The organism is Streptomyces sp. NPDC015661 (assembly GCF_043077765.1).
Lineage (GTDB): Bacteria > Actinomycetota > Actinomycetes > Streptomycetales > Streptomycetaceae > Streptomyces.
The window spans coordinates 303,229-325,883 of record NZ_JBIBST010000009.1; the positions used below are offsets into that span (position 1 = coordinate 303,229).

The 22,655-nt window shown below is 72.3% G+C and carries 17 protein-coding genes; 4 read left to right on the plus strand and 13 right to left on the minus strand.

Translation table 11 applies throughout. The features are described 5' to 3' along the window. Positions 1-68: 68 nt before the first annotated feature. Entirely contained in the window at positions 69-2,186 is a 2,118-nt protein-coding gene (locus tag ACF07V_RS25585; protein ID WP_392157470.1) for a type IIA DNA topoisomerase subunit B, read from the minus strand. A 433-nt stretch (positions 2,187-2,619) separates the two neighbouring features. On the opposite strand from ACF07V_RS25585, the gene ACF07V_RS25590 reads away from it, so the two are divergent. After that, positions 2,620-2,853: a hypothetical protein gene (locus tag ACF07V_RS25590; RefSeq protein ID WP_017237643.1), complete on the plus strand. Its 234-nt coding sequence runs from the start codon at positions 2,620-2,622 to the stop codon at positions 2,851-2,853. 100 nt (positions 2,854-2,953) lie between these two features. Here the strand turns inward: ACF07V_RS25590 and ACF07V_RS25595 are convergent, their stop codons facing one another. The 7 genes from ACF07V_RS25595 to ACF07V_RS25625 all read right to left on the minus strand — a co-directional run bounded on the left by ACF07V_RS25595 (position 2,954) and on the right by ACF07V_RS25625 (position 13,342). Next, on the minus strand, positions 2,954-3,772 hold the full coding sequence (locus tag ACF07V_RS25595) for a S1 family serine peptidase (protein ID WP_392157472.1): 819 nt from the start codon (positions 3,770-3,772) through the stop codon (positions 2,954-2,956). 143 nt (positions 3,773-3,915) lie between these two features. Then, entirely contained in the window at positions 3,916-5,463 is a 1,548-nt protein-coding gene (locus ACF07V_RS25600) for an RNA polymerase sigma factor (protein WP_392157474.1), read from the minus strand. Positions 5,464-5,840: 377 nt separating this feature from the next. Beyond that, entirely contained in the window at positions 5,841-6,728 is an 888-nt protein-coding gene (locus ACF07V_RS25605; RefSeq protein ID WP_392157475.1) for a FadR/GntR family transcriptional regulator, read from the minus strand. 160 nt (positions 6,729-6,888) lie between these two features. After that, entirely contained in the window at positions 6,889-8,694 is a 1,806-nt protein-coding gene (locus ACF07V_RS25610; protein ID WP_392157477.1) for an ATP-binding cassette domain-containing protein, read from the minus strand. Between the two features lie 122 nt (positions 8,695-8,816). Continuing rightward, positions 8,817-9,587 (minus strand): NUDIX domain-containing protein, encoded by a 771-nt coding sequence (locus tag ACF07V_RS25615; RefSeq protein WP_392157479.1) that lies wholly within the window; start codon positions 9,585-9,587, stop codon positions 8,817-8,819. A gap of 109 nt (positions 9,588-9,696) precedes the next feature. After that, the gene (locus tag ACF07V_RS25620) at positions 9,697-11,772 is read right to left on the minus strand and encodes a glycogen debranching N-terminal domain-containing protein (protein ID WP_392157481.1); all 2,076 of its coding nucleotides are present in this window, start codon (positions 11,770-11,772) and stop codon (positions 9,697-9,699) included. Positions 11,773-11,887: 115 nt separating this feature from the next. Next, a complete protein-coding gene (locus ACF07V_RS25625; protein WP_392157483.1) occupies positions 11,888-13,342 on the minus strand; it encodes a DUF4192 domain-containing protein in 1,455 nt (484 codons plus the stop codon). A gap of 142 nt (positions 13,343-13,484) precedes the next feature. On the opposite strand from ACF07V_RS25625, the gene ACF07V_RS25630 reads away from it, so the two are divergent. Beyond that, positions 13,485-15,668 (plus strand): RecQ family ATP-dependent DNA helicase, encoded by a 2,184-nt coding sequence (locus tag ACF07V_RS25630; RefSeq protein WP_392157485.1) that lies wholly within the window; start codon positions 13,485-13,487, stop codon positions 15,666-15,668. 227 nt (positions 15,669-15,895) lie between these two features. Continuing rightward, positions 15,896-16,525 (plus strand): hypothetical protein, encoded by a 630-nt coding sequence (locus ACF07V_RS25635; RefSeq protein WP_392157487.1) that lies wholly within the window; start codon positions 15,896-15,898, stop codon positions 16,523-16,525. A gap of 162 nt (positions 16,526-16,687) precedes the next feature. Here ACF07V_RS25635 and ACF07V_RS25640 read toward each other — a convergent pair whose 3' ends face one another. From ACF07V_RS25640 to ACF07V_RS25650, 3 genes are all read right to left on the minus strand, one after another. Beyond that, positions 16,688-17,326, minus strand: coding sequence for a hypothetical protein (locus ACF07V_RS25640; protein ID WP_392157489.1), 639 nt, complete (start codon positions 17,324-17,326; stop codon positions 16,688-16,690). 107 nt (positions 17,327-17,433) lie between these two features. Beyond that, positions 17,434-18,144 (minus strand): ribonuclease HII, encoded by a 711-nt coding sequence (locus ACF07V_RS25645; protein ID WP_392157491.1) that lies wholly within the window; start codon positions 18,142-18,144, stop codon positions 17,434-17,436. 163 nt (positions 18,145-18,307) lie between these two features. Then, positions 18,308-18,925 carry a TetR/AcrR family transcriptional regulator gene (locus ACF07V_RS25650; RefSeq protein WP_392157637.1) on the minus strand — a complete coding sequence of 206 codons (618 nt, stop codon included), beginning with the start codon at positions 18,923-18,925 and terminating at the stop codon, positions 18,308-18,310. Positions 18,926-19,073: 148 nt separating this feature from the next. On the opposite strand from ACF07V_RS25650, the gene ACF07V_RS25655 reads away from it, so the two are divergent. Next, positions 19,074-20,612, plus strand: a complete 1,539-nt coding sequence (locus ACF07V_RS25655) for an MFS transporter (RefSeq protein WP_392157492.1) — start codon at positions 19,074-19,076, stop codon at positions 20,610-20,612. Positions 20,613-20,753: 141 nt separating this feature from the next. On the opposite strand, the gene ACF07V_RS25660 is transcribed toward ACF07V_RS25655, so the two are convergent. Both ACF07V_RS25660 and ACF07V_RS25665 read right to left on the minus strand, forming a co-directional pair. Continuing rightward, positions 20,754-21,662 carry an ADP-ribosylglycohydrolase family protein gene (locus tag ACF07V_RS25660; protein WP_392157493.1) on the minus strand — a complete coding sequence of 303 codons (909 nt, stop codon included), beginning with the start codon at positions 21,660-21,662 and terminating at the stop codon, positions 20,754-20,756. A 272-nt stretch (positions 21,663-21,934) separates the two neighbouring features. Then, complete coding sequence (locus tag ACF07V_RS25665) at positions 21,935-22,594, minus strand: histidine phosphatase family protein (RefSeq protein WP_392157495.1); 660 nt, start codon at positions 22,592-22,594, stop codon at positions 21,935-21,937. Between the last annotated feature and the right edge of the window lie 61 nt (positions 22,595-22,655).

Genomic DNA, 22,655 nt, shown 5'->3' on the forward strand with positions numbered 1-22,655 from the left:
CGGAGAGTCGGCGACCGTGTGATCGGCCCGTGGGTGGAGCGCTGGGCTCCACCCACGGGTGGAGTTGCTCAGGCGTCGATGCGCGAGCGGTCCAGGGTCGCCGCCGAGCCGGTGATGAACTCCTTGCGGGGCGCAACGTCGTTGCCCATGAGGAGGTCGAAGACCTGCTCGGCCGCGTCCAGGTCGCCGATGTTGATGCGGCGCAGCGTGCGGTGGCGCGGGTCCATCGTGGTCTCCGCGAGCTGGTCCGCGTCCATCTCGCCGAGACCCTTGTAGCGCTGGATGGAGTCCTTGTAGCGGACCCCCTTGCGCTGGAACTCCAGGAGGGTCTGCCGCAGCTCGTTGTCCGAGTACGTGTAGACGTACTTGTCCTGGCCCTTCTTGGGCTGGACGAGCTCGATCCGGTGCAGCGGCGGCACCGCGGCGAAGACCCGGCCGGCCTCGACCATGGGCCGCATGTACCGCTGGAAGAGCGTCAGCAGCAGGCAGCGGATGTGGGCGCCGTCGACGTCGGCGTCGACCAGGAGGACGATCTTCCCGTAGCGGGCGGCGTCGATGTCGAAGGTGCGACCCGAGCCCGCTCCTATGACCTGGATGATCGCGCCGCACTCGGCGTTCTTGAGCATGTCCGAGACGGACGACTTCTGGACGTTGAGGATCTTGCCTCGGATCGGCAGCAGGGCCTGGAACTCGCTGTTCCGGGCGAGCTTGGCCGTACCGAGGGCCGAGTCTCCCTCGACGATGAAGAGCTCGCTGCGCTCCACGTCGTCGCTGCGGCAGTCCGCGAGCTTCGCCGGCAGCGAGGAGGACTCGAGCGCCGTCTTCCTGCGCTGCGCCTCCTTGTGCTGACGGGCCGCGATCCGGGTGCGGGAGGCGGCGACGGCCTTCTCCAGGACGGCGCGGGCCTGCGCCTTGGCATCCCGCTTGGTGGAGGTGAGGAAGGCCTTGAGCTCCTTGGCCACCACGTTCGCCACGATCCGGCGGGCGGCGGAGGTGCCGAGGATCTCCTTGGTCTGCCCCTCGAACTGCGGCTCGGCGAGGCGGACCGTCACGACGGCCGTCAGGCCCTCCAGGGCGTCGTCCTTGACGATGTCGTCCTCGGCGACGCGCAGCATCTTGGCCGAGCGCAGCACCTCGTTCACCGTCTTGGTGACGGCCTGCTCGAAGCCGGAGACGTGGGTGCCGCCCTTGGGGGTGGCGATGATGTTGACGAAGGACTTGACCGCCGTGTCGTAGCCGGTGCCCCAGCGCAGGGCCACGTCGACGGCGAGCTCACGGGTGACCTCGGTCGGGGTCATGTGGCCGCGCTCGTCGAGGACCGGGACGGTCTCCTTGAAGGTGCCCTGTCCGGTGAGGCGCTGGATGTCGCAGACGGCCTTGTCCTGCGCGAGGTACTCGCAGAACTCGCTGATGCCGCCGTCGAAGCGGAAGGTCTCCTCGCTCTTGCCGATGTCGGCCAGGTCCCGCTCGTCGCGGACGACGATGGTGAGACCCGGGACGAGGAAGGCGGTCTGCCGGGCGCGCTGGTGGAGCGTCTCCAGGGAGAGCTTGGCGTCCTTGAGGAAGATCTGCCGGTCGGCCCAGTAGCGGGTGCGCGTGCCGGTGCGGGTCTTGGGGACGCGCTTGCCCTTGATCAGGCCGTTGGCCGGGTCGAAGGGGCTGTCGGGGCCCTGCTCGGTGAAGATGCCCGGGACGCCGCGGCGGAAGGAGATCGAGTGGGTCGCGCCGTTCCGGTCGACCTCGACGTCGAGGCGGGCCGACAGGGCGTTGACCACGGAGGCGCCGACGCCGTGCAGACCACCCGAGGCCGCGTACGACCCGCCGCCGAACTTTCCGCCGGCGTGCAGCTTGGTCATGACGACCTCGACGCCGGAGAGGCCGCTCTTCGGCTCGACGTCGACCGGGATTCCCCGGCCGTTGTCCTGGACCTCGACGGAGCCGTCGTCGTGGAGGATGACCTCGATGTGGTCGCAGTAGCCGCCGAGGGCCTCGTCGACCGAGTTGTCGATGATCTCCCAGATGCAGTGCATCAGGCCGCGGCTGTCGGTGGACCCGATGTACATACCGGGGCGCTTGCGGACCGCTTCGAGCCCTTCCAGTACGAGCAGGTGCCGCGCGGTGTAGTTGGAACCGTCACGGTCTGCGGTCAGCAGCGCACTGGACGGCACGGACGTCTCGGCGGTCACGCGGTTCGCTCCTCGCTGAATTTGAAATCTGGCCCTGTGGGGTAAGGCACGGCCTCGGTCACCGCTCAGAGGGTACCGATGCCTGGTAGAGCCGTTGTCACGCCACCCTCCCCGAATCCTCATGCTAGTCCAGCGTCGCATGGATGTTCGATCCCTCGATGGGGTGACGCGAACATCACGTTCCCTTCCAGGCATGAACCATTTAGGCTCCGGGCACGTCCTCATGAACAACCGGCAACCAAGCCGGGAGGGCTAACCGACACAAGCAACGCGAAATCCGTAGAGCGACGCAATACGGCTCATTCGCCGCCAACCGGCAGCAGACAGCCACCTTGGGAAGAAGTTTCAAGGAAAAGCCACGAGCGGGAACGTTTTCGGCCTGGTTGGATGTTGACCCTGGTACGACAGCTCGTCGAGCTAGAGAAGAGGCGACGTGACTACTGTTCTGACCCCCGCGAGCCCCCTGACGGCCGCTGACCGCTGCGACCGCTGCGGCGCCCAGGCATACCTGCGTGTCGTCCTGACCAGCGGAGGTGACTTGCTCTTCTGCGCCCACCACGGACGTAAGTTCGAGCCGGAACTCAAGAAGATCGCCGTTGAGATACAGGATGAGACGGACCGGCTCACGGATGTGCCGGCCCGCACGCAGGGCGAGGACCACGCCTGACGCGCCATCCACGACGAGCCCAGGGCCGGTCGCGCTGATCGGACGGCGGGCGGTCACACCTGATTCCAGGGGGTGACCGCCCGTTCTCGTACCCGTCGGTTCAGAAGCGTGCGGGAAGCACCTCGGACACGCGCGTGTAGACGCCCGGGTTCTCGGCCTGCCCGCAGCCGCTTCCCCAGGACACCAGGCCGACGAGGAGCCCCTTGGCCACCAGCGGGCCGCCACTGTCGCCCTGGCAGGCATCCTTCCCGCCCTGCGGGTCGCCCGCGCACAGCATCGTCCCGCGCTGGTAGCGGACACCGAAACCGCCCGGGTACGCCCGTTCGCACGCCGCGTCCGGCAGCACCTGGACGCGCGCCGTCCGCAGCGTCGAGGCGTAGGCCCCGTTGCCGGTCGTGTCCCCCCAGCCGTAGACGTCCGCCTCCGTCCCGGGCGCGTACGCCGTGTCTCCGGATCGGGCGACACCGATCACGTACGACTGCGGCAGCGCGCTGACGAGCGTCAGTACGGCCAGATCGCCCGAGTTGGTCGTCGGGTCGTAGTCGGGGTTGACCCAGGTGTCCGAGATCCGGACCTCCTGCCCCTCCTGTCCGCGCAGCGCCGCACGGCCCGCGATGACCACGAAGTCGCGCACCTCCCACGGCTCGCCGCCGAGCACCTCACGGCCCAGGCAGTGGGCCGCCGTGAGCACCTTGGTCGGGGCGACGACCACGCCCCCGCAGAACTGGCCCGCGCGCGTACCCCCGAACCGGTCACGGCTGGACAGCGCCACGACCCACGGCGCGTCCGTGATCTCGGCCGGCCGGCCACCCACCACGACGCTGTCGGCGGCCACGGGACCGGCGGTGGCGAGCTGCCCCACCGCCGCGGTCATCAGGCCCAGAGCACCCGTCAATGCTCGGATGAGGGAACCACGCATGGAGCCTCCTGACTCTCGGGTGATGTCGGTTCACCCAGCGTCCAGCACCCGCCCCCACCGTGCACCCGCGCAAAGCCGGAGGGCCCGGCTCCCCCTCTCGGGGAACCGGGCCCTTCCGTGTACCGCTGCGTCCCTCGTACGGATCAGTCGAGGTAGTCGCGCAGGACCTGCGAGCGCGACGGGTGACGGAGCTTCGACATCGTCTTCGACTCGATCTGACGGATCCGCTCTCGCGTCACGCCGTAGACCTTGCCGATCTCGTCCAGCGTCTTCGGCTGGCCGTCGGTGAGGCCGAAGCGCATGGAGACGACGCCCGCCTCACGCTCGGAGAGCGTGTCGAGAACGGAGTGCAGCTGCTCCTGGAGGAGCGTGAAGCTGACCGCGTCGGCCGGCACGACCGCCTCGGAGTCCTCGATGAGGTCACCGAACTCGCTGTCGCCGTCCTCGCCCAGCGGGGTGTGCAGGGAGATCGGCTCACGACCGTACTTCTGGACCTCGATGACCTTCTCGGGGGTCATGTCGAGCTCCTTGGCCAGCTCCTCCGGGGTGGGCTCACGGCCCAGGTCCTGGAGCATCTGGCGCTGCACACGCGCGAGCTTGTTGATGACCTCGACCATGTGCACCGGGATACGGATGGTGCGGGCCTGGTCGGCCATGGCGCGGGTGATCGCCTGACGGATCCACCAGGTGGCGTACGTGGAGAACTTGTAGCCCTTGGTGTAGTCGAACTTCTCGACGGCGCGGATCAGACCGAGGTTGCCCTCCTGGATCAGGTCCAGGAAGAGCATGCCGCGACCGGTGTAGCGCTTGGCCAGCGAGACCACCAGACGGAGGTTGGCCTCCAGGAGGTGGTTCTTGGCCCGGCGGCCGTCCTCGGCGATGATCTCCAGCTCGCGCTTGAGCTTCGGGGCGAGCTTGTCCGAGTTCGCGAGCTTGTCCTCGGCGAACAGACCGGCCTCGATGCGCTTGGCGAGCTCGACCTCCTGCTCGGCGTTGAGCAGCGGGACCTTACCGATCTGCTTGAGGTAGTCCTTGACCGGGTCGGCGGTGGCACCGGCGACGGCGACCTGCTGCGCCGGAGCGTCGTCCTCGTCCTCGTCGGACAGGACGAAGCCCTTGCTCTCGCCCTCGGTCTCCTCGTCCTCGCCCTTGCCGGGCGCGACGTCCTCGAGGAGCTCCTCGCCCTCGATGAGCTCGTCGGCGTCCTTCTTGGACGCGGTCTTCTTGGCCGCCGTCTTCTTGGCGACGGTCTTCTTGGCCACCGCCTTCTTGGCGACGGTCTTCTTCGCGGCCGCCTTCTTGGCGGGCGATCCGGCCTCGTCGGCCGGGTCGGTGCCCTCGGCCGCGGGGGCCGTGGAGGCCGAGACGGTGGTCTTCGTCACGGTCGTCCTGGCGGTGACGGTCTTGGTGGCGGTGCGCTTGGCCGGGCTCTTCGCTGCGACGCTCTTGCGGGCGCGCTTCGGCGACTCCGCTGCACTGACCATCAGCGTCACACCCTCTTCCTCGAGGATCTGATTGAGGCTGCGCAGAACATTCTTCCACTGGGTTGGCGGAATCTGGTCAGCTTCGAAGGCCCGACGCACGTCATCGCCGGCGATCTGCCCATCAGCCTTTCCCCGCTCGATGAGCGCCATCACAGACTCGGACTCGGCGATCTCCGGCGGGAGCGTACGGGATGTGCTGGCCGACACGAACAACCTCTCGGAACGATGGAAACGGCTTCCGGCCCCGCCCTGGATCGGGCTGGAGCCGACGACCGTCGACGGGGAATGTGCCGACGGCGCGGGCTGGGCCGGGGAACTGCACAGCGCCTCCACGGGCTGCTGTATTCCTTCCTCGGCTGTCACCTCTTAGGTCATCGCACGGCTCGGAGGAGTGTTACGCCCAATCTTCGTGGCCCGAGTCACACCCCATTTGCGACGAACCGGCCAGAGCGGTCGATCATGGCACATTCGCGCCGCCGGAACCCGGGCGCCGCCCGGGGGGACCCTGCCGGGCCCCCGGGTGGTGCTCGGACCCGGCGGCACGCGGTGCGTGCGCCTCCGCGCTCTCGGCCACGGCCCGCGGGTCAGTGTTCGCGCGGGGCGGGGACGACGCGCTCCACCTCGGGGTGGACCGTGAGCAGCTGCCGCATGGCGCTCTCGGCGCCGTGGGCGTCCCCGGCGGCGAGCGCGTCCACGATCCGGGCGTGGTGCGAGAGGGAGGCCTCGCTCGGCCGGTCGCAGCCGGTGACGGGACCGCCGGAGACCTGGAGCGCGGCGGCGACGATGCCGGAGAGGTGCTCCAGCATGCGGTTCCCGGCCAGCTGGATCAGGAGCGTGTGGAACTCCGCGTCGGCCCGGGAGAAGGTGATGGCGTCGCCCTGGGCGAAGGCGTGCCCCATGATCTCGACCATGTCGGCGAGGCGCTGCTGCACGTCCTCCCGGCCGTGCCCGGCGGCGAGGCGCGCGGCCAGGGGCTCGATCGTCCACCGCAGCTCGTTCAGCTCGCGGCGCTGGTCGTCGCGCTGCGGGCCGAAGGCGCGCCATTCGATGATGTCGGGGTCGAGGAGGTTCCAGTCGCTGACGGGCCTTACCCGCGTACCGACGTTCGGGCGGGCGCTGACGAGCCCCTTCGCCTCCAGCACGCGCAGCGACTCGCGCACGACGGTGCGTGAGACCTCGAACCGCTGGCCGATCTCCTCCGGGACGAGCGGGCGGTCGGCCCCGAGGTCGCCGGAGACGATCATCTGGCCGAGCTGCTGGACGAGCTGACCGTGCAGCCCGCGCCCCCGGTTTCCGGCGGTCCGGCGGCCGACGCGGCCCAGTTCGGTGTCCACCCCCTCCCAGGAGGGCGGGCCCACGCGGCCGGCGGCGGGCGCCTCCGCGTAGGGGTAGCGGTCGAGATCGCCCGGGGCGCCGAGGCCGGAGTCGACGGGGCGGGCGGCGGTCATCATGGTGTGCGCAAGGGTACTCACGCATCCTTTGTCGGCGTTGCCTCCGTGACCCTTGAGGTCTTTGGTGAAAAGCACACGAAAGGGTGATCGGCACCCCCTACACAATTGACGATTTATCGGACATACCCGGCAGATTTCAAGGGAGTTGACGAGGAATCGGAATCTTTCGGTCCATCAATGATCACCAACGGGCCTTACGGCGAAGGCCGGTGAACACATAGGCGCAGAGCAGCCCCGTCAACGCCAGCGAGAGCGCCACCCCCGCGGGCTGTCCGACCACCCTCAGCACCCCCGCCAGCCATCGGTCCAGGGCCGGGGACCACTGCGGACCTGCGAACTCGCGCAGCCGCGCGGGAAGTCCGGCCGCCGAGCGCACCGACGGCCCGGTCAGCACCTTCTGCAGCAGCGGAACGAGGGCGACCGGTACCGCGAGCACCGCCGCCACTCCGGCCGCGGCGGCCCGGAACACTCCCGCGCCGAGCACCCCGGCCCAAGCGCAGCCGACCGTCAGGCCGAGCCAACTCGCCGAGAGCGTGGGCCAGTTCTTCGGTACGGGAACCAACTGGCCGCCGTAGACGAACCGCAGCGCCTCCAGGTCCACCGCCACGACGAGCACCCCGAGCGCGAGGGCGACGGCCGCGGCGACGGTGAGCTTCGCAAGCAGCAGACCCGGCCTGCGGGGCACGGCTCCGCGCCCCGAGGTGAGCGCGGGATAGCGGTACTCCTCTCCGAAGGAGAACGCTCCGATCAGCCCGGCACCGAGGGCCGCGGGCGGCAGCGGGGAGATCGCGGGCCAGCCGGCGAGGACGGCGGGCAGCTCGGCCCGGCCGCCACGGCCGAGGAGCAGGGCGAGCGTCACCGAGACGAGCAGGACTCCCGCCACGACGAGCGGGGTCGACGGCACGCCCACGAGCCGGTGGAGCTCGTACCGCAGCGGCCGGAGCGGCGAGCGTGCGGGCCTCCGTGCGGCGCCTCGCCGCCTGCCCGTGGCCTCCCGCTCCGCGCCCCCGGACGCGGGCTCGACGGCGGGGCTCGCGGGCTTCGCCGGCTCCTCGCCTTCCTGGGTGCGCCGCGCCTGCCCGGCACCACCACGGCCACGCCCGGCACCCGCTCCGCCTTCGCCTCCCCTCTCCTCGGCGAGCCGGTGGACCGGTACGCCGTGCCGGAAGGCGGTGTCGCCGACGGCCGCGCAGTCGCTGCCGTAGACGGACAGGCGGTTGCCGTCCTCGGCGACCACCTCGACGGCCCGGCGGGCGGCTCTGGCCTCCTGGGTCACGGCCGCGGCCAGGCGCGCGGCGTGCGGCGTGCGGACGACGACCCGTGGCCGCAGACGGGTACGGGCGAACTCGACGGCGTCCTGGTCCGCGACGAGCCGGCCGCCTTCGAGGGTGACGACGCGGTCGGCGTTGCGGGCCGCGTCCTTGGGGTCGTCCGTGGTGTACAGCACGGTTCCCCCCTCGGCGGCGTGCGCCCGCAGCAGCTCGTACAGCCACCCGCTCTCGGGTACGGAGAGACCCGCGGCCGGCTCGTCGAGGAGCAGGGTGTGGGGGGCGCCCAACAGGGCCGAGGCGAGCCCGAGTCGACGGTCCGCGCCGATCGGCAGGGTCCCGATCCGCCGGCGTTCCAGGCCGGTGAGACCCACGGTCCGCACCAGCTCCTCGGCCCGTGCGGCGGGAACACCCGTGGCGGCGCAGAGCATCCGGAGCTGACCCCGGAGGGTGCGGGAGGGGTGTCCGGGGACGTCGCCGAGAAGCACGCCGACCTCGCGAGGGGGGTGGGCGACGCGGTGCAGCGGCCGGCCGCGGAAGTAGGTGATCCCACGGCCCGGCTCGAGTTCGAGCATGAGCCGGAGTGCGGTGGTCTTGCCGGATCCCCGGGGACCGAGGAGAGCGGTCACGGCACCCGGCCGTGCCTCGAAGGTCAGATCGTCCACGGCGGGCGGGCGATCGCGGCGGGGAGTGCTGGTCAGTCCGATTGCCTGGAGCATCGCTTCTCTCGCGGTAGGTGACACCGCTCCGCGGCAGGGCGGCGCTACCGCAGCAAGATAACGCTACATTTCGGACTTTCAGTGCAGGGTTGGCGCCCAGGGGCGCCGGATGCGGACGGCCCTCAGACCTCGGGGCGCAGCATCGGCGGGTTGAGAAGAGTGGCCCCACCTGCCCGGAAGAGCTGCGCGGGGCGCCCTCCCTGACGGGTCGTGGTACCCCCGGCCGGGACCAGGAAGCCGGGCGTGCCGGTCACCTTGCGGTGGAAGTTGCGCGGGTCCAGGGAGACGCCCCAGACCGCCTCGTAGACGCGTCGCAGCTCGCCGACCGTGAACTCCGGCGGGCAGAAGGCCGTGGCCAGCGAGGAGTACTCGATCTTGGAGCGGGCGCGTTCCACCCCGTCCGCGAGGATCCGGGCATGGTCGAAGGCGAGCCCGCCCGGCCCTCCGCCCTCCGCCACGGCGGCCTCGTCCTCTCCGAGGAGCTCCTCGACCGGGGCCCAGCGGGCGCTGTTCGCGTCGCCACCGGCGCGCGGCGCGGGAAGGTCCGGCGCCAGCGCGAGGTGCGCGACGCTCACCACCCGCATGCGCGGGTCGCGGTCGGGCGCCCCGTACGTCGCCAGCTGCTCCAGGTGCGCGCCGTTGCTCGGCACGGGCGGCGGGGCGGCCGGATCGTGGGCGCAGAGGCCGGTCTCCTCGACCAGCTCGCGCGCCGCCGCCGCTCCCAGGTCCTCCTCCGCCTGGACGAAGCCGCCGGGCAGTGCCCAACGCCCCTGGTACGGCGCCTCTCCTCGCCGCACGACCAGGGTGCACAGTGCGTGGCGCCGCACGGTGAGCACGACCAGATCGACGGTCACGGCGAAGGGAGGAAAGGCCGAAGGGTCGTAGGGAGGCATGCCGCGATCATAGTCGTCTTCCTGACGATAAACACGCCCCGCGGAAGTATCGCCCGCGACTTCCTCACCGCGCCGCGAGGCTTCCCTCGTCTCTGTGCCCGGCATCCCGTCACACCCCCAGTTGAAGGCCCTCTGCGGCCTCCTCGACCATACCGAGGCCCAGCCTGCCGACCCGCACGGCGAAGGGTTCGCCGCCGACCACGAGCCCCGACAGGCGGATCGCGCCGAGCGGGGCCGAGGCCAGCGGGTGCACCGAAACGGACCGGCCCGGCACGTCGGGCCGGATGCCCGCGAGGGCGCAGAGCGCCTGGACCGCCCCGGCGGCCGCGACGGCCGCCGGCCGGCAGGCCGCGGGGTGCGGCACCGGGCGTCCGCCCGTCGTCCGCTGCTCTCCCGCGTACATCTCGGGGAGCCGGTGGGCGAAGGCCTCCGCCGCGTCGAGCAGCCCCCGCAGCAGGGAGGCGGCCTCCTTCTCGTGACCGGCGGCGGCGAGACCCGCCACGGCGACCGCCGTCTCGTGCACCCGGACCGCTCCGGCCCGGTGCCCGAAGGGGTTGTGGCCCGGTTCCTTGGTCCCGAGGCCGCGCACTCCCCAGCCGGAGTCGAGCGCCGGGGCGCCGAGCAGCCTGGCCACCTGTTCGGTCTGCGTCCTGTCCAGAAGGCCCAGTGCGTACCGGCCGCCGCCCAGCAGCCCGGTGTCGAGCAGGTGCGCGGCCCATCCGCCCAGCTGCGGCCACCTCCGGCCGTCCGGTGCGCGGGCGACGGCGGGGCGGCCGCCCGCCGGGTCGTCGAGCCAGAACTCGCGCCGGAACCGCTCGCGCAGGGTCCTCGCCGCGTCGCGCAGGGCGTCTCCCCCGGGCCGCCCGCAGCCGTCGAGGAGGTCGGCACCGAGCAGGGCGGCGCGGTGTGCGTGCGCCTGGGTCTCGGCCCGCCAGGGCCCGGCGGGCCCCGGGTCCGGCACGAAACCGTGCCGTCCGGCCGCACGCAGGAGCCAGCCGAGGCAGCGCTCCGCCACGGGAAGCAACTCCTCCAGGTCCGCGGACGGGAGCCCCCAGCGGCGGGCCTCGGCGAGAACGGAGGGAAAGGCGAGGGTGGCTTCGATGCCCGTGCAGCGGGGCGGGAGGTGCGGGCCCGCGTCTCTGAGGGGTCCTTGGAGGCGGCCGGACTCCGGCCCGCCGCCGGAGAGTTGGGTGCGCCCGAGGGCGCGCAGGGTGGTGGCGGCGAGCCGGGTGCCGAGGGGCAGGGACATACGGGCCGCCCAGAGCGCCTCGGAGGTGACCGGTCCGCACCGCCAGGGGACGCCGGCCGCGAGGTACACGTCCGCGGGGTGGGCCGGGTCGCGCTGGAGCAGGGCCCGCAGGTCCTCGACGGAGGCGCGGAGCAGTTCTCCCGGCCGCGGGTCGTCGCCCTCGGCGAGGGCCTCGGCGAGGAGGTGGCCTCCGGGCCGCCCGGAACCCGCCTGTACGGAGCCGGCGCGCCGGGCGGCCGACTCCGCTCGCACACGCAGCCGGAGGGTGAAGACCGCTCCGGGTGCCAGCTCGGCCTCCCAGCGCAGTACTCCCGCCGCCGCCAGGGAGTCCATGGGCGGCGGGTCCGCCGTGACGGCGACGGATCGGCCGTCGGCGCCGGTCCACCGCAGCCCGGTGCCGTGGACGCTCGCGGCGAGTTCGGGACCGGTTCTCCCGGACGCCACCGTGCCCAGGTCCGCGAGATCCGTCCCCAGAGCGACTTCCACGGGGAGCCTGAGGGGCCGGGCCGCGGCGCTGCGCAGGGTGATCCGCTCGGTGCCGTCGGCGCTCCGCGTGCGTTCGACGGTGAGGGCGGGGTCGGGGCCGGCGTCCCCGGGGACACGCAGGACGCCGAGGAACACCGCCCGGTCGGCGGCCGCCATGCGGCCCTGGAGCGCGACGGGTTCGCGTCCCGCCACCCGCAGGACGCAGCGGGACAGGAGCCGCCGCCCCGCCTCGTACACCCCTTCGGGTCCTTCTCCGGTGAGCTGACCGTGTTCGGCGCAGACGGCGAGGGCGGGCAGGGCCACACAGACGAGCGCACCGTGCACCGAGGGGAGTTCCGCCGGCCGCGTCGCGCGCGGGAACGCGATGCCGGCACCGGACGTGTGCCCGGAGGCGGGTCCGGACGGCTGGGCGGTGGGGCGGCCGGGGGCCGGGACGGGGCTGGGAGCCATGGCGGGTACGGGGTGCTCTCTGTGCGAACCGGGCGGCCGGCGGGGTGTCGGCGGGACGGTTCGTGCGACTCCGCCAGAGAGCTGAACGCGCTCGCGGGCGAACGGGTCACGGTCGTCATCGGCCACTCCTGGAGCCGCGCCGGCCGCCGGCGCGCGGAGTCCCGCTCGCCGGCCTCCCGGTGGCGGGCCCGCCGGGGCGGACTCCGGCCGTCGCCCGGCGCTCGCTCCCACCGGCCTGGCGCCCCGGCTTCCTGAGGGTCAGTGGGGTGCCCGGTCGGCGACCGGCCCGCATCCGGACCCGCCGGGAGGGCGGCGGGGCCTCCTGCTCCGAGGCGGTCCGGGCGTCCCGCTCGCTCCTCAGACAGGAGCGGAGCGACTCGGGGTCGAGGCCCTCGTTGCACGCCTGGTGCAGCAGCCGGGCGAAGACGTACTCCGGGTCGGCGTCGAGGGCGAGTCCGAGGGCGACCCGGGCACTGGGTTCGTCGCCCGTGGACCAGGCGGTCCAGCCCGCGAGGGTGAGGGGCGCGGCGGCATGTTCCTCGTAGGGCGTGACGCAGCGCCGGGCAAGGACGCGCCAGAGCCTCAGGGCGGCGGTCCCCTCCCAGCCCTCCATCCATTCGGCGGCGCGGTCCCGGGTGACGCGGTCCTGCAGGCCGAGGACGAGAGCGGCCGCCTCGTCGGTGGTGATCAGGGCGTCGTCCGCGACATCGTCCGCGGCCGTGGAACCGGCGGACCGTCCGGGAGCGACCAGCCCCACCGGGGTGGCCCGACCGCCCGCGAGGGCCTGGCCCCTGACCCCCTCCTGGCTCCCCGGGCTCTCCGGGCTCTTCGGGTTCACGAACCGGCGGAGGACCTCCCGGGCGAGACGCAGCGTCCCTTCGCGCACCTCCTCCCGCCCCGTCCCTTCGGCCCCTTCGAGGATCCGGGGGACGATCGAGGCCGCGGCCGCGTCGAGAGCGGCCCGCTGCTCCTCGTCCGCCGGCCCGCCCCGGGGCTTCAGCCGGGCCTCCATGTCCCGCAGGGAGCCCCGCACCTGCACTCCCGCGTAGGCGGCGGCCGCCGCCATCACCGAGGTGCCGGTGAGCGCCAGCGGCGTGCCGTCCGGCGGGCAGCAGCGCTGGTCGGGGCAGCAGTACGAGAAGTAGAGCCCGTCGGTGATGCACAGGGCCTCGTAGACCGGGATGTCGAGGGCGCCGCAGGCGGTCCGCAGGCGCTGCGCGAAGGGCCGGAGCCGCTCCATGACGCTGCGGCCCGTCTCGCCGGGAGCGGGGTCCTGGCACAGGAAGACGACGATGCCGTCGGGCCGCGCGCCGGACCGGCTGCCTCCCTCGACGAGGCACTCGGCGAGGTGGTCCGCGGTGGACGCCCACTCCCGGGGCGAGCGCGGGATTCCGAGCCTGACCCGGCCCCCGAAGCGGCCGTGCTCCCCATGGAGGGCGACCAGGACGACGGAGTCGGTGGGGTGGAAGCCCAGCACGAACGGAAGGGCGTCAGCCAGCTCCGCAGGGCCGCGCAGGGTGATTCGCTGGGTACGGGAGGGTCCGCTGGATTCATGGTGATTCGCGTTCATGGTCAGGACGGTCTCGCGATCTCCCGAAATCCGAAACCCCTGTGGATAACTCCCGGAACGGGGCATCCGTCGGGCCGCCGAGTTGTCCACAGGTTCGCTCTCTCATTCGCGAGATGTCCGAGGCATCGGGTTGCATGGAGGCATGACCCAAGCAGCCCCGCCGGAAGACCGCGCCGCCCTCCGAACCGCCGCCGATGCCGTGCTCGCCCGTCTCGTCTCCGACCCGACCGGCCGGGCCAGACTGCGCGAGGACCAGTGGCGGGCCATCGAGGCCCTGGTCGCCGACCGGCGCCGGGCCCTGGTGGTGCAGCGGACCGGCTGGGGCAAATCGGCCGTGTACTTCGTGGCGACCTCGCTGCTCCGTGAGCGGGGCAGCGGCCCGACCGTGATCGTCTCCCCCCTGCTCGCGCTCATGCGCAACCAGGTGGAGGCGGCGGCCCGGGCGGGCATCCGTGCCCGGACGATCAACTCGTCGAACACCGAGGAGTGGGAGACGGTCCAGGACGAGGTCGCCTCCGGTGAGGTGGACGTGCTCCTGGTGAGCCCGGAGCGGCTCAACAATCCCGACTTCCGCGATCAGGTGCTGCCCCGGCTCGCCGCCGCCACCGGGCTGCTCGTGGTCGACGAGGCGCACTGCATCTCGGACTGGGGCCACGACTTCCGGCCCGACTACCGCCGGCTGCGCACGATGCTGGCCGACCTGCCCGCCGGTGTTCCGGTGCTGGCCACCACGGCGACCGCGAACGCCCGGGTGACGGCGGACGTGGCCGAGCAGCTCGGCACGGGCGCGGGCACGGACGCCCTCGTCCTGCGCGGGCCCCTCGACCGGGAGAGCCTGAGTCTGGGCGTGGTCGGACTGCCGGACGCGGCGCACCGGCTGGCCTGGCTCGCCGACCATCTCGGCGAACTGCCCGGCTCCGGCATCATCTACACGCTGACGGTCGCCGCGGCCGACGAGGTCACCGCCTACCTGCGCCAGTGCGGGCACATCGTGTCCTCCTACACCGGTCGGACGGAGAACGCCGACCGGCAGCAGGCGGAGGACGATCTGCAGGCCAACCGGGTGAAGGCGCTGGTGGCGACCTCGGCCCTCGGCATGGGCTTCGACAAGCCGGACCTGGGTTTCGTGGTGCATCTCGGGTCGCCGTCCTCCCCCATCGCGTACTACCAGCAGGTGGGCCGGGCCGGGCGAGGGGTGGAGCACGCGGAGGTGTTGCTGCTGCCCGGCAAGGAGGACGAGGCGATCTGGCGCTACTTCGCCTCGGTGGCCTTTCCGCCCGAGGAGCAGGTGCGCCGCACGCTCGACGTGCTCGCACAGGCCGGCCGGCCCTTGTCCCTGCCCGCCCTCGAGCCGCTGGTCGAGCTGCGCAGGACCCGGCTGGAGACCATGCTCAAGGTCCTGGACGTGGACGGCGCGGTGCGCCGGGTGAAGGGCGGCTGGGAGAGCACCGGGCAGCCCTGGGTGTACGACACCGAGCGGTACGCCTGGGTGGCGCGGCAGCGGGCCGCCGAGCAGCAGGCGATGCGCGACTACGCGGCGGCCACGGGGTGCCGGATGGAGTTCCTGCGGCGCCAGTTGGACGACGAGGAGGCCGCTCCGTGCGGCCGCTGCGACAACTGCGCGGGGAGCAGGTTCGACCCGAAGGTGTCCGATGCCGCGCTGGACGCGGCCAAGGGCGAGCTGGGGCGGCCCGGCGTGGAGGTCGAGCCCCGGAAGATGTGGCCCACCGGACTCGCCGCGGTCGGGGTCGACCTGAAGGGCCGTATTCCGCCCGGGGAGCAGTCGTTCGGCGGCCGGGCCCTGGGGCGGCTTTCGGACATCGGCTGGGGCAACCGGCTGCGTCCGCTGCTGGCCGACGGGACGCCGGACGGGCCCGTGCCGGACGACGTCGTGCAGGCGGTGGTGCACGTGCTGGCGGACTGGGCCAAGGGGCCCGGAGGTTGGGCCTCCGGGGCGCCGGACGCGCCGGCCCGGCCCGCCGGTGTGGTCACGGTCGCCTCCCACCGGAAGCCGCGTCTGGTGGGTTCGCTCGGGCAGCGGATCGCCGAGATCGGCAGGATGCCCTTTCTCGGCATGGTGGAGTACGCGCCGGAGGCGGAGGACCTCCGTCTCTCGCGGACCAACAGTGCCCAGCGGGTCGTCGGTCTGCAGCGGACGCTGACGGTCCCTCCGGAGCTGGCGGAGCGGCTGGCGGGCGCGGGTGGGCCGGTGCTCCTCGTGGACGATTTCTCGGACACCGGATGGACGTTGGCGGTGTCGGCGCGACTGCTGCGACGGGCCGGAGCAGAAGGGGTGTTTCCACTGGTACTCGCCGTCCAGGGGTGAAACAGGAGGGGAAACGGGGAGTGAACAATGGGCAACTGGGCAGGGATATGAGTGGCATACCGACTCAATCCCGTCAGCGGTCTCAATTGCTCGTTGCCGCTCGCGCACGGGCCCGCAAGAATTGGGAAACCGCCCCGCACGGCCCGTCAGCGGTCCGGAAGGACTGTGCCGTGGTGCGCCCTCACCCGACCTTGCCCGCTTGCGGGCGCGTATCCGAAGGGAGGACCGTGACCCTCGGATTCGCTCCGCCCACAGCCGCCTCGCTCAGATCGTCGTCCCAGTCCGCCAGCCGCCTCGCTCGGATGCTTGAACCCTCCGAGTGGGCCGCGGCGGGAATTCCCTTGCTGCGCAACCCTCGCGAGGTCGTCAGCGGCCTTCACTCACGGCACGCGCCCACGCCCTCCACGGCGGTTATCGCCGTCCTGGACCACGAGGAACGGCTCGCCGCCAGCGCCTCGTTCGTCCGCCGCCCCGTCGCGGCGGACGGCTGGGAGTTCCGCAACGCGCTCCTCGCGCATCTGCGGCGGGTCATTCCGCATGACCTCCGGAGACGCACGCCCGTGCGGACCGCGGTCCTGCTGTACTGCCGCGAGGGCGACGAGCGCTGGACGGAGGAGGACGGAGCCTGGATGTGGGGGCTCCGGGACGCCTGCACACTGCACGGGCTCCGCTGCGGCGCGTACATCACGCTGACCGGAGGAGGCTGGCAGGTGCTCGGCGAGGGCCGGGGAGGCCGGCGGCCGAGCTCCGACTCACTCCCCCTGCCGCTGGGTGACGGACCGAGTGAACTCGGCCTGCTCACACCGAGAACCGCGAGCGGCGCGAGCGAACCCCTGCGCCGGGCGGCCGCACGCTGATCGCGCGCCCCCGCCGGACTCCACGGGGTCGTACCGGACCCCACAGGGCGGTACGCGGACTCCACAGGGCCGTTCCGGACCCTCATCCGGGCCGCGCCGGACCCCCGCCGTGCCCGGCCGGGGTCCGGTGGGTCCGGCCGGGGTCCGGCGGAGGGGTGTCGGTCAGACGCCGGCGCCGGCTCCGAGCAGCGCCGTGATGCGCTGCGGGTCGCCGCAGACGACGAGCAGCGCGCCCGCGCGGGTCATCGCCGAGGGAAGGGCCCGGGCGGCCGTCTCCTCGTCCCCGCCGTTCACGGCGACGATCACCACGGGGCGGGCGGCGGCCCGCTCCACGGCGGCGGCGTCCGCGAAGAACACGTCGTCGCCGGTGTCCTGCTGGGCCCAGTAGGCGGCCTCGCCGAAGGACAGCTCATGGGCCGCCCACGGGTGCGGGTCACCGGTGGTGAGCACCAGGATCTCGCCGGGCGCCCGCCCGCTCTCCAGGAGCAGGTCCAGGGCCTCCTCGGCGGCGTCCAGCGCGCCGTCGACCGGAGCCGGGATCAGCTGGAGCTGCGGGGTGGTTCCCCGGTCGGAACGATTCTCCGGGCGCTTGGCCGGAGACTGCCCGGCACCGGGCTGCGGGTGCGGCGCCGGCGCTGCGGGCCTGGCCGGGCCGGGACCGGGGCGTCCGGGACGCGGAGAGGCCGCGGAACGCGGGCCGGGTACGGGACGGGGGGTCGACGCGGGGCGGCCGGCGGCCGCGGTGGCGCGGGGACCCTGGGCGCTCTCGTGAATCTGAGGCTCCTCGGGGATGAGAGGCATGAATGGATGTCTATCAAACGCCGCTGCGCGGAGCACCGGCGGGTGGGCACACATGTGCACCCCGGCCGCGTGGACGGCCCTCGGACAGGGCCCCCGTGACCGGAAGTTCAGAAGTCGAAGCCGAGTTGGCCCCCGCTCTCCAGCGCGGCCGCCTCGGCGGAGAGGCGGACCTTTTTGAGGTGGCGCCACTGGGGCAGCGCGTCCAGGTACGACCAGGAGAGTCGGTGGTACGGGGTGGGCCCCAGCTCTTCGAGCGCCGCCTTGTGGACCGGCGAAGGGTAGCCCGCGTTGGCGGCGAAGGCGTATGCCGCGTACTGACCGCCCTCGCCCTCCAGCTCGGCCATGAGGGCGTCGCGCCGGACCTTCGCTATGACGGAGGCGGCGGCGACGGCGACGCAGGACTGGTCGCCCTTGATCACCGTACGGACCCGCCAGGGGCTGCCGAGGTAGTCGTGCTTGCCGTCCAGGATCACCGCGTCGGGTCGCACGGGAAGGCCTTCGAGGGCGCGGACGGCCGCGAGCCGCAGCGCCGCGGTCATCCCGAGTTCGTCGATCTCCAGCGGAGAGGCGTCGCCGAGCGCGTACGCGGTGACCCAGCCCTCGAGCTCCGCGGCCAGCGTGTTCCGGCGCTTGGGGGTGAGCAGCTTCGAGTCGGTGAGCCCCTCGGGGGGCCGGCGAAGGCCGGTGACGGCCGCGCACACCGTGACGGGGCCGGCCCACGCCCCGCGTCCGACCTCGTCGACCCCGGCGACGATCTTGGCGCCGGTGGTGGCTCGGAGCGACCGCTCGACGGTGTGGGTGGGAGGTTCGTACGGCATGGCGCCAGACAGGTTACGCCGCCTGACGCCACCCGCGATACCCGGATTCGCCACAGGCGCCCGGAGGCTGGTCACAGCCGGCCCGATTCCCCGTCCGGCGGCCCATCGCGCTCCCGCCCCGGAAGGCCCCGAGCCGAAGGCCCCCCAGCCGCTCCCGACCGGTTCAGGCGCGCAGCAGCGGCACCATGACCCGGTCGATGACATCGGCGATCTCATCGTCCGGCCATTCGCTTCCGCACACCTTGGATCGGTACATCATCATGGCGGGGATGACATCCAGGACGAGATCGTCGATCGCGTCGGCGCGCACCTCTCCGCGCGAGATTCCGCGCTGCAGCACATCCCGGAAGAGCCGCTTGGACGGTTCGACGACACCCGTCTCGATCAGCCCATGGAAGCGCGCGGCGGCCTCGGCATCGCATTCGTGAAGAACGGAACGCAGCGCGAAGCCGGGCTTGGAGTACATGACGTCCCGGACCTGACGGCACAGCTCGTACAGGTCCTCACGCACGCGGCCGGTGTCCGGAGCCTCGTCGAGCCTCGGCAGCCCGGCCTGGAGCGCGTCCGCGACGAGGTCTTCCTTGGACTGCCACCGGCGGTACACCGCGGCTTTGCCCGTCTGCGCGCCGACCGCGACACCCTCCATCGTGAGGCCGCTCCAGCCGACACTGCCCAGCTGGTCGAGCGTGGCCTCCAGGATCGCCCGCTCGAGCACGGGGCCGCGGCGTCGCAGCGCCGACCGCTCCGGCCGGGCGGCGGCCGTGGAGCGCGAAGTAACCATCAGGATCTCTCCGTTGACGCGTATTCGATTCGTCGGCAGCGCCCAGTGAACGGTTGCGTTCACTGAGGGGGACTCACTACCGTGGCGAACAGTGAACGGGTGCGTTCACTAATTCTTCCGTGGGGGATCCATAGTGACAACTTCTCCGGTGGACACACAGCCCAAGGACGAGCCGACTCGCGCCGCGGGTCGGCCGGGCATCGCCTTGACGGTCATCGCCGCCTGCCAGCTGATGGTCGTCCTCGACGCCACCATCGTGAACATCGCGCTGCCGCACATCCAGGACGCGCTCTCCTTCTCGACCACCGATCTGTCGTGGGTGCTCAGCGCCTACACGCTCACCTTCGGCGGCCTGCTGCTCCTCGGCGGGCGCGCCGGCGACATCATGGGCCGCCGCCGGGTGTTCATGGCCGGAATCCTGCTCTTCACGTTCGCCTCGCTGCTCGGCGGCTTCGCCCAGGAGCCCTGGCAGCTGCTCGCGGCACGGGCCCTGCAGGGCGTCGGCGGCGCGATAGCCTCGCCCACCTCGCTCGCGCTGATCACCACGACGTTCCCCGAAGGTCCTGAGCGCAACCGGGCGTTCGGCGTGTTCGCCGCGGTCTCCGCCGGCGGCGGCGCGATCGGCCTGCTCGCCGGCGGAGCGCTCACCGAGTGGCTCGACTGGCGCTGGGTCTTCTTCGTCAACGTGCCGATCGGCCTGCTGATCGCCTTCCTCACCCCGCGCTACATCGCCGAGTCCGAGCGCCATCCGGGCCGGTTCGACATCGCGGGCGCCACGACCTCGACGCTGGGCATGGCGGCGCTGGTCTACGGCTTCATCCGGGCGTCCGAGGAGGGCTGGAAGGACGGCCTGACCATGGGGTCCTTCGCCGCCGCGGTGGTCCTCCTCGTGGCCTTCGCCGTGGTGGAGTCGCGCGCCAAGGAACCGATCACCCCGCTGCGCATGTTCGCGGACCGCAACCGCTCGGGCACGTACGTCATCATGCTGAGCCTGTCCGCCGCCATGTTCGGCATGTTCTTCTTCATCGTGCTGTGGGTGCAGAACGTCCTGGGCTACAGCCCGGTCCAGGCCGGACTCGCCTTCCTCCCCGTGACCCTGGCGATCGGCGTCGGCGCGGGGCTCGCCCAGCGCCTGCTCCCGGTCCTCGGCCCCAAGCCGTTCATGGTGACCGGAGCGACGCTCACCGGCGTCGGCCTCTTCTGGCTGACGTTCATCTCGTCGGACAGCGGTTACGTCGGCGGGGTACTCGGCCCGATGGTCGTGTTCGGCTTCGGCATGGGCCTCAACTTCGTGACGCTCACGCTCACGGCCGTCTCCGGAGTCGCCCAGCACGAGGCGGGCGCCGCCTCGGGTCTGCTCAACGCGACCCAGCAGGTCGGCGGCTCGCTCGGCCTCTCCATCCTGGTCACCGTCTTCGGCACGGCGAGCCGCGAGGAGAGCGAGAAGCAGCTGCCGGACTTCCTCGCGCACTCGACGCCCGAGCAGCAGGCCGAGGCGCTGAAGGCGAAGGAGCTGCCCGCTCCCTGGGGGCACGAGGTGCTGACCTCCGGCATCTCCTCGGCCTTCACGGCAGCCGTCGGCATGGTGCTGATCGCCCTGGTCACGGCCGTCCTGGTGATCCGGGTCCGCAAGAGCGACCTGGAGGCGCTGAGCGGCCGCGCCGAGGCAGCGGGTCCGATGGCCTGAGTACGCGCGCGTACCGGATCACGCCCAGCCCGCGGGTCCGGGCCCGAGTACGCGCACGCGTACGTGATCGCGAAGATGTCCCCCGCCCCGTCGAGGGCGGGGGACATCGAAGCGTGTCAGGCCCGGGGAGATCGAAGCGCGTCAGGCCGTCCCGTCCGGGACCCACCCCGGAAGCTCCTCGGTCTGCCGCAGCCACTCCTCCGGCGGCGCGCCGGCCGCCGCGGCGGCGACCACTCCCCCGGCGATGGCGCAGGTGGTGTCGACGTCGCCGCCGACCTGCGCGGTCGTCCAGAAAACCCGCTCGAAGTCGCCGAGGCCGCGCGCGGCCGACCAGAGCGCGAAGGGGACCGTGTCGTGGGCGCTCGTCCGCCGTCCGCTGCCGAGCACCGCGGCGACCGTGCTCGCGTCGCCGTAGTCGAGCATGTCCCGGGCCCTGCGCAGGCCCGCGCCGACCGCGCTGCGCGGTACCAGGGCGATGACCCCGTCGAGCAGCGCCTCGGGGGTGGGCGGTCCGGCCGGGTCGGCAGCGATCGCGGCCGCTGCGGCGACGGCCATGGCCCCGACCACGGCCTCCCGGTGCTGGTGGGTGGTGTACGCGGAGATCTCGGCCTGGTGGGTCGCCTGCTCGGGGTCGTCGGCGTACCAGGCTCCCAGCGGGGCGATCCGCATCGCGGCGCCGTTGCCCCAGGAGCCCTGCCCGTTGAAGAGTGCGGCGGCCAGTTCGCGCCAGTCGCCACCCTCCCGGATGAGCCGGAGCATCCGGTTGACCGCCGGGCCGTAGCCCCGGTCGAAGTCGTGGTGCTCCGCGAAGGACAGGGCCAGGGCGTCCTGGTCGATCCGGTGGTGGAGGGCGAGGACGGCCAGGACGGAGCAGGCCATCTCGGTGTCGTCGGTCCACTGCCAGGGGCCGGCGGGCAGCTCGCGCCGCTTCAGCAGGGGGTAGTGGGCGGGTACGAAGAACTGGGAGCCCAGGGCGTCTCCCACGGACAGCCCGCGCAGGCTGGCCAGGGCGCGGTCGAAGCGCCGGTCGGGTGAGGAGTCAGCGGTCATCGGTCTGCCACTCTAATTCGTAGCTAACGGAACCAGCACCATCCAGGTGGTCCGCTGGGTCTGTTCGAGCACAAGGACTGTGACATCTGTTGCCACTCGGGCTGATGAAAGCCTCCGGATAGACCGGTGCAGGCTCTGGTGCTCGTGGTGGTGGCGGTCGCGTGGGCGTCGAGCGGATACCTCTTCCCGTCCTGGCCTCAAGGTCTCCCGACAGACCGGTGACGCTCGACGTCTTCGCGGCCGCCACCACCGTTCCCGTCAACAACTCCCGTCTATCCGGTGGGGCCGTACGGTTCCGGGGTACGCCAGCGTTCGAACGGCCTGTCCAGGCGGTATCTGCCGTCCTCCCCGAGCAGGAGCGTGCGGGTCTCGGCGTTGCCGGGGTTCGACAGCGACTCGAACTCCGCGACCGTCCAGTGGAACCAGCGCATGCAGAACAGCCGCATGGTCAGCCCGTGGGTGACGAGCAGGACGTTGGGCGGGTGGTCGGGCGCCTCGAAGCTGCGGTACAGGCTCTCCAGGAAGGCGCCGACGCGGTCGTAGACGTCGGCACCGGACTCGCCCTGCGCGAAGCGGTAGAAGAAGTGCCCGTACGCGTCCCGGTACGCCTTCTGCAGGCGTACGTCCTCCCGCTCCTGCCAGTTGCCCCAGTCCTGCTCCCGCAGCCTCGGCTCCTCCCGCACCCGGACCTGCTCCGTGGGAAGCCGGAAGGCCCGGAGGGTCTCATGGGTACGGCGGTACGGCGAGACGTAGACGCTGACCGGCTCCTCGCCGAAGAGCCTCCGCAGCCGCTCCCCCGTCTCCTCCGCCTGCCGCCACCCGGTCTCGGTCAGCCTCAGGGCGTGGTCGGGCTCGCGCTCGTACACCGTGTCATCGGCATTGCCCTCGGACTCTCCGTGCCGTACGAGAACGATGCGCCGCGGTCGTGCCATACCCCGACCCTAGATCGCCCCTCTCCGGCGGGCGCAGCCGAGGCGGCGCCCGGAGCCCATC

Coding starts and splice junctions, on each gene's coding strand:
- ACF07V_RS25610 (WP_392157477.1), bottom strand. CDS start 8,694: ATGCTCCAGGCAATCGGACTGACCAGCACTCCCCGCCGCGATCGCCCG.
- ACF07V_RS25615 (WP_392157479.1), bottom strand. CDS start 9,587: ATGCCTCCCTACGACCCTTCGGCCTTTCCTCCCTTCGCCGTGACCGTC.
- ACF07V_RS25645 (WP_392157491.1), bottom strand. CDS start 18,144: ATGCCGTACGAACCTCCCACCCACACCGTCGAGCGGTCGCTCCGAGCC.
- ACF07V_RS25640 (WP_392157489.1), bottom strand. CDS start 17,326: ATGCCTCTCATCCCCGAGGAGCCTCAGATTCACGAGAGCGCCCAGGGT.
- ACF07V_RS25625 (WP_392157483.1), bottom strand. CDS start 13,342: ATGAACGCGAATCACCATGAATCCAGCGGACCCTCCCGTACCCAGCGA.
- ACF07V_RS25595 (WP_392157472.1), bottom strand. CDS start 3,772: ATGCGTGGTTCCCTCATCCGAGCATTGACGGGTGCTCTGGGCCTGATG.
- ACF07V_RS25630 (WP_392157485.1), top strand. CDS start 13,485: ATGACCCAAGCAGCCCCGCCGGAAGACCGCGCCGCCCTCCGAACCGCC.
- ACF07V_RS25650 (WP_392157637.1), bottom strand. CDS start 18,925: ATGGTTACTTCGCGCTCCACGGCCGCCGCCCGGCCGGAGCGGTCGGCG.
- ACF07V_RS25665 (WP_392157495.1), bottom strand. CDS start 22,594: ATGGCACGACCGCGGCGCATCGTTCTCGTACGGCACGGAGAGTCCGAG.
- ACF07V_RS25620 (WP_392157481.1), bottom strand. CDS start 11,772: ATGGCTCCCAGCCCCGTCCCGGCCCCCGGCCGCCCCACCGCCCAGCCG.
- ACF07V_RS25660 (WP_392157493.1), bottom strand. CDS start 21,662: ATGACCGCTGACTCCTCACCCGACCGGCGCTTCGACCGCGCCCTGGCC.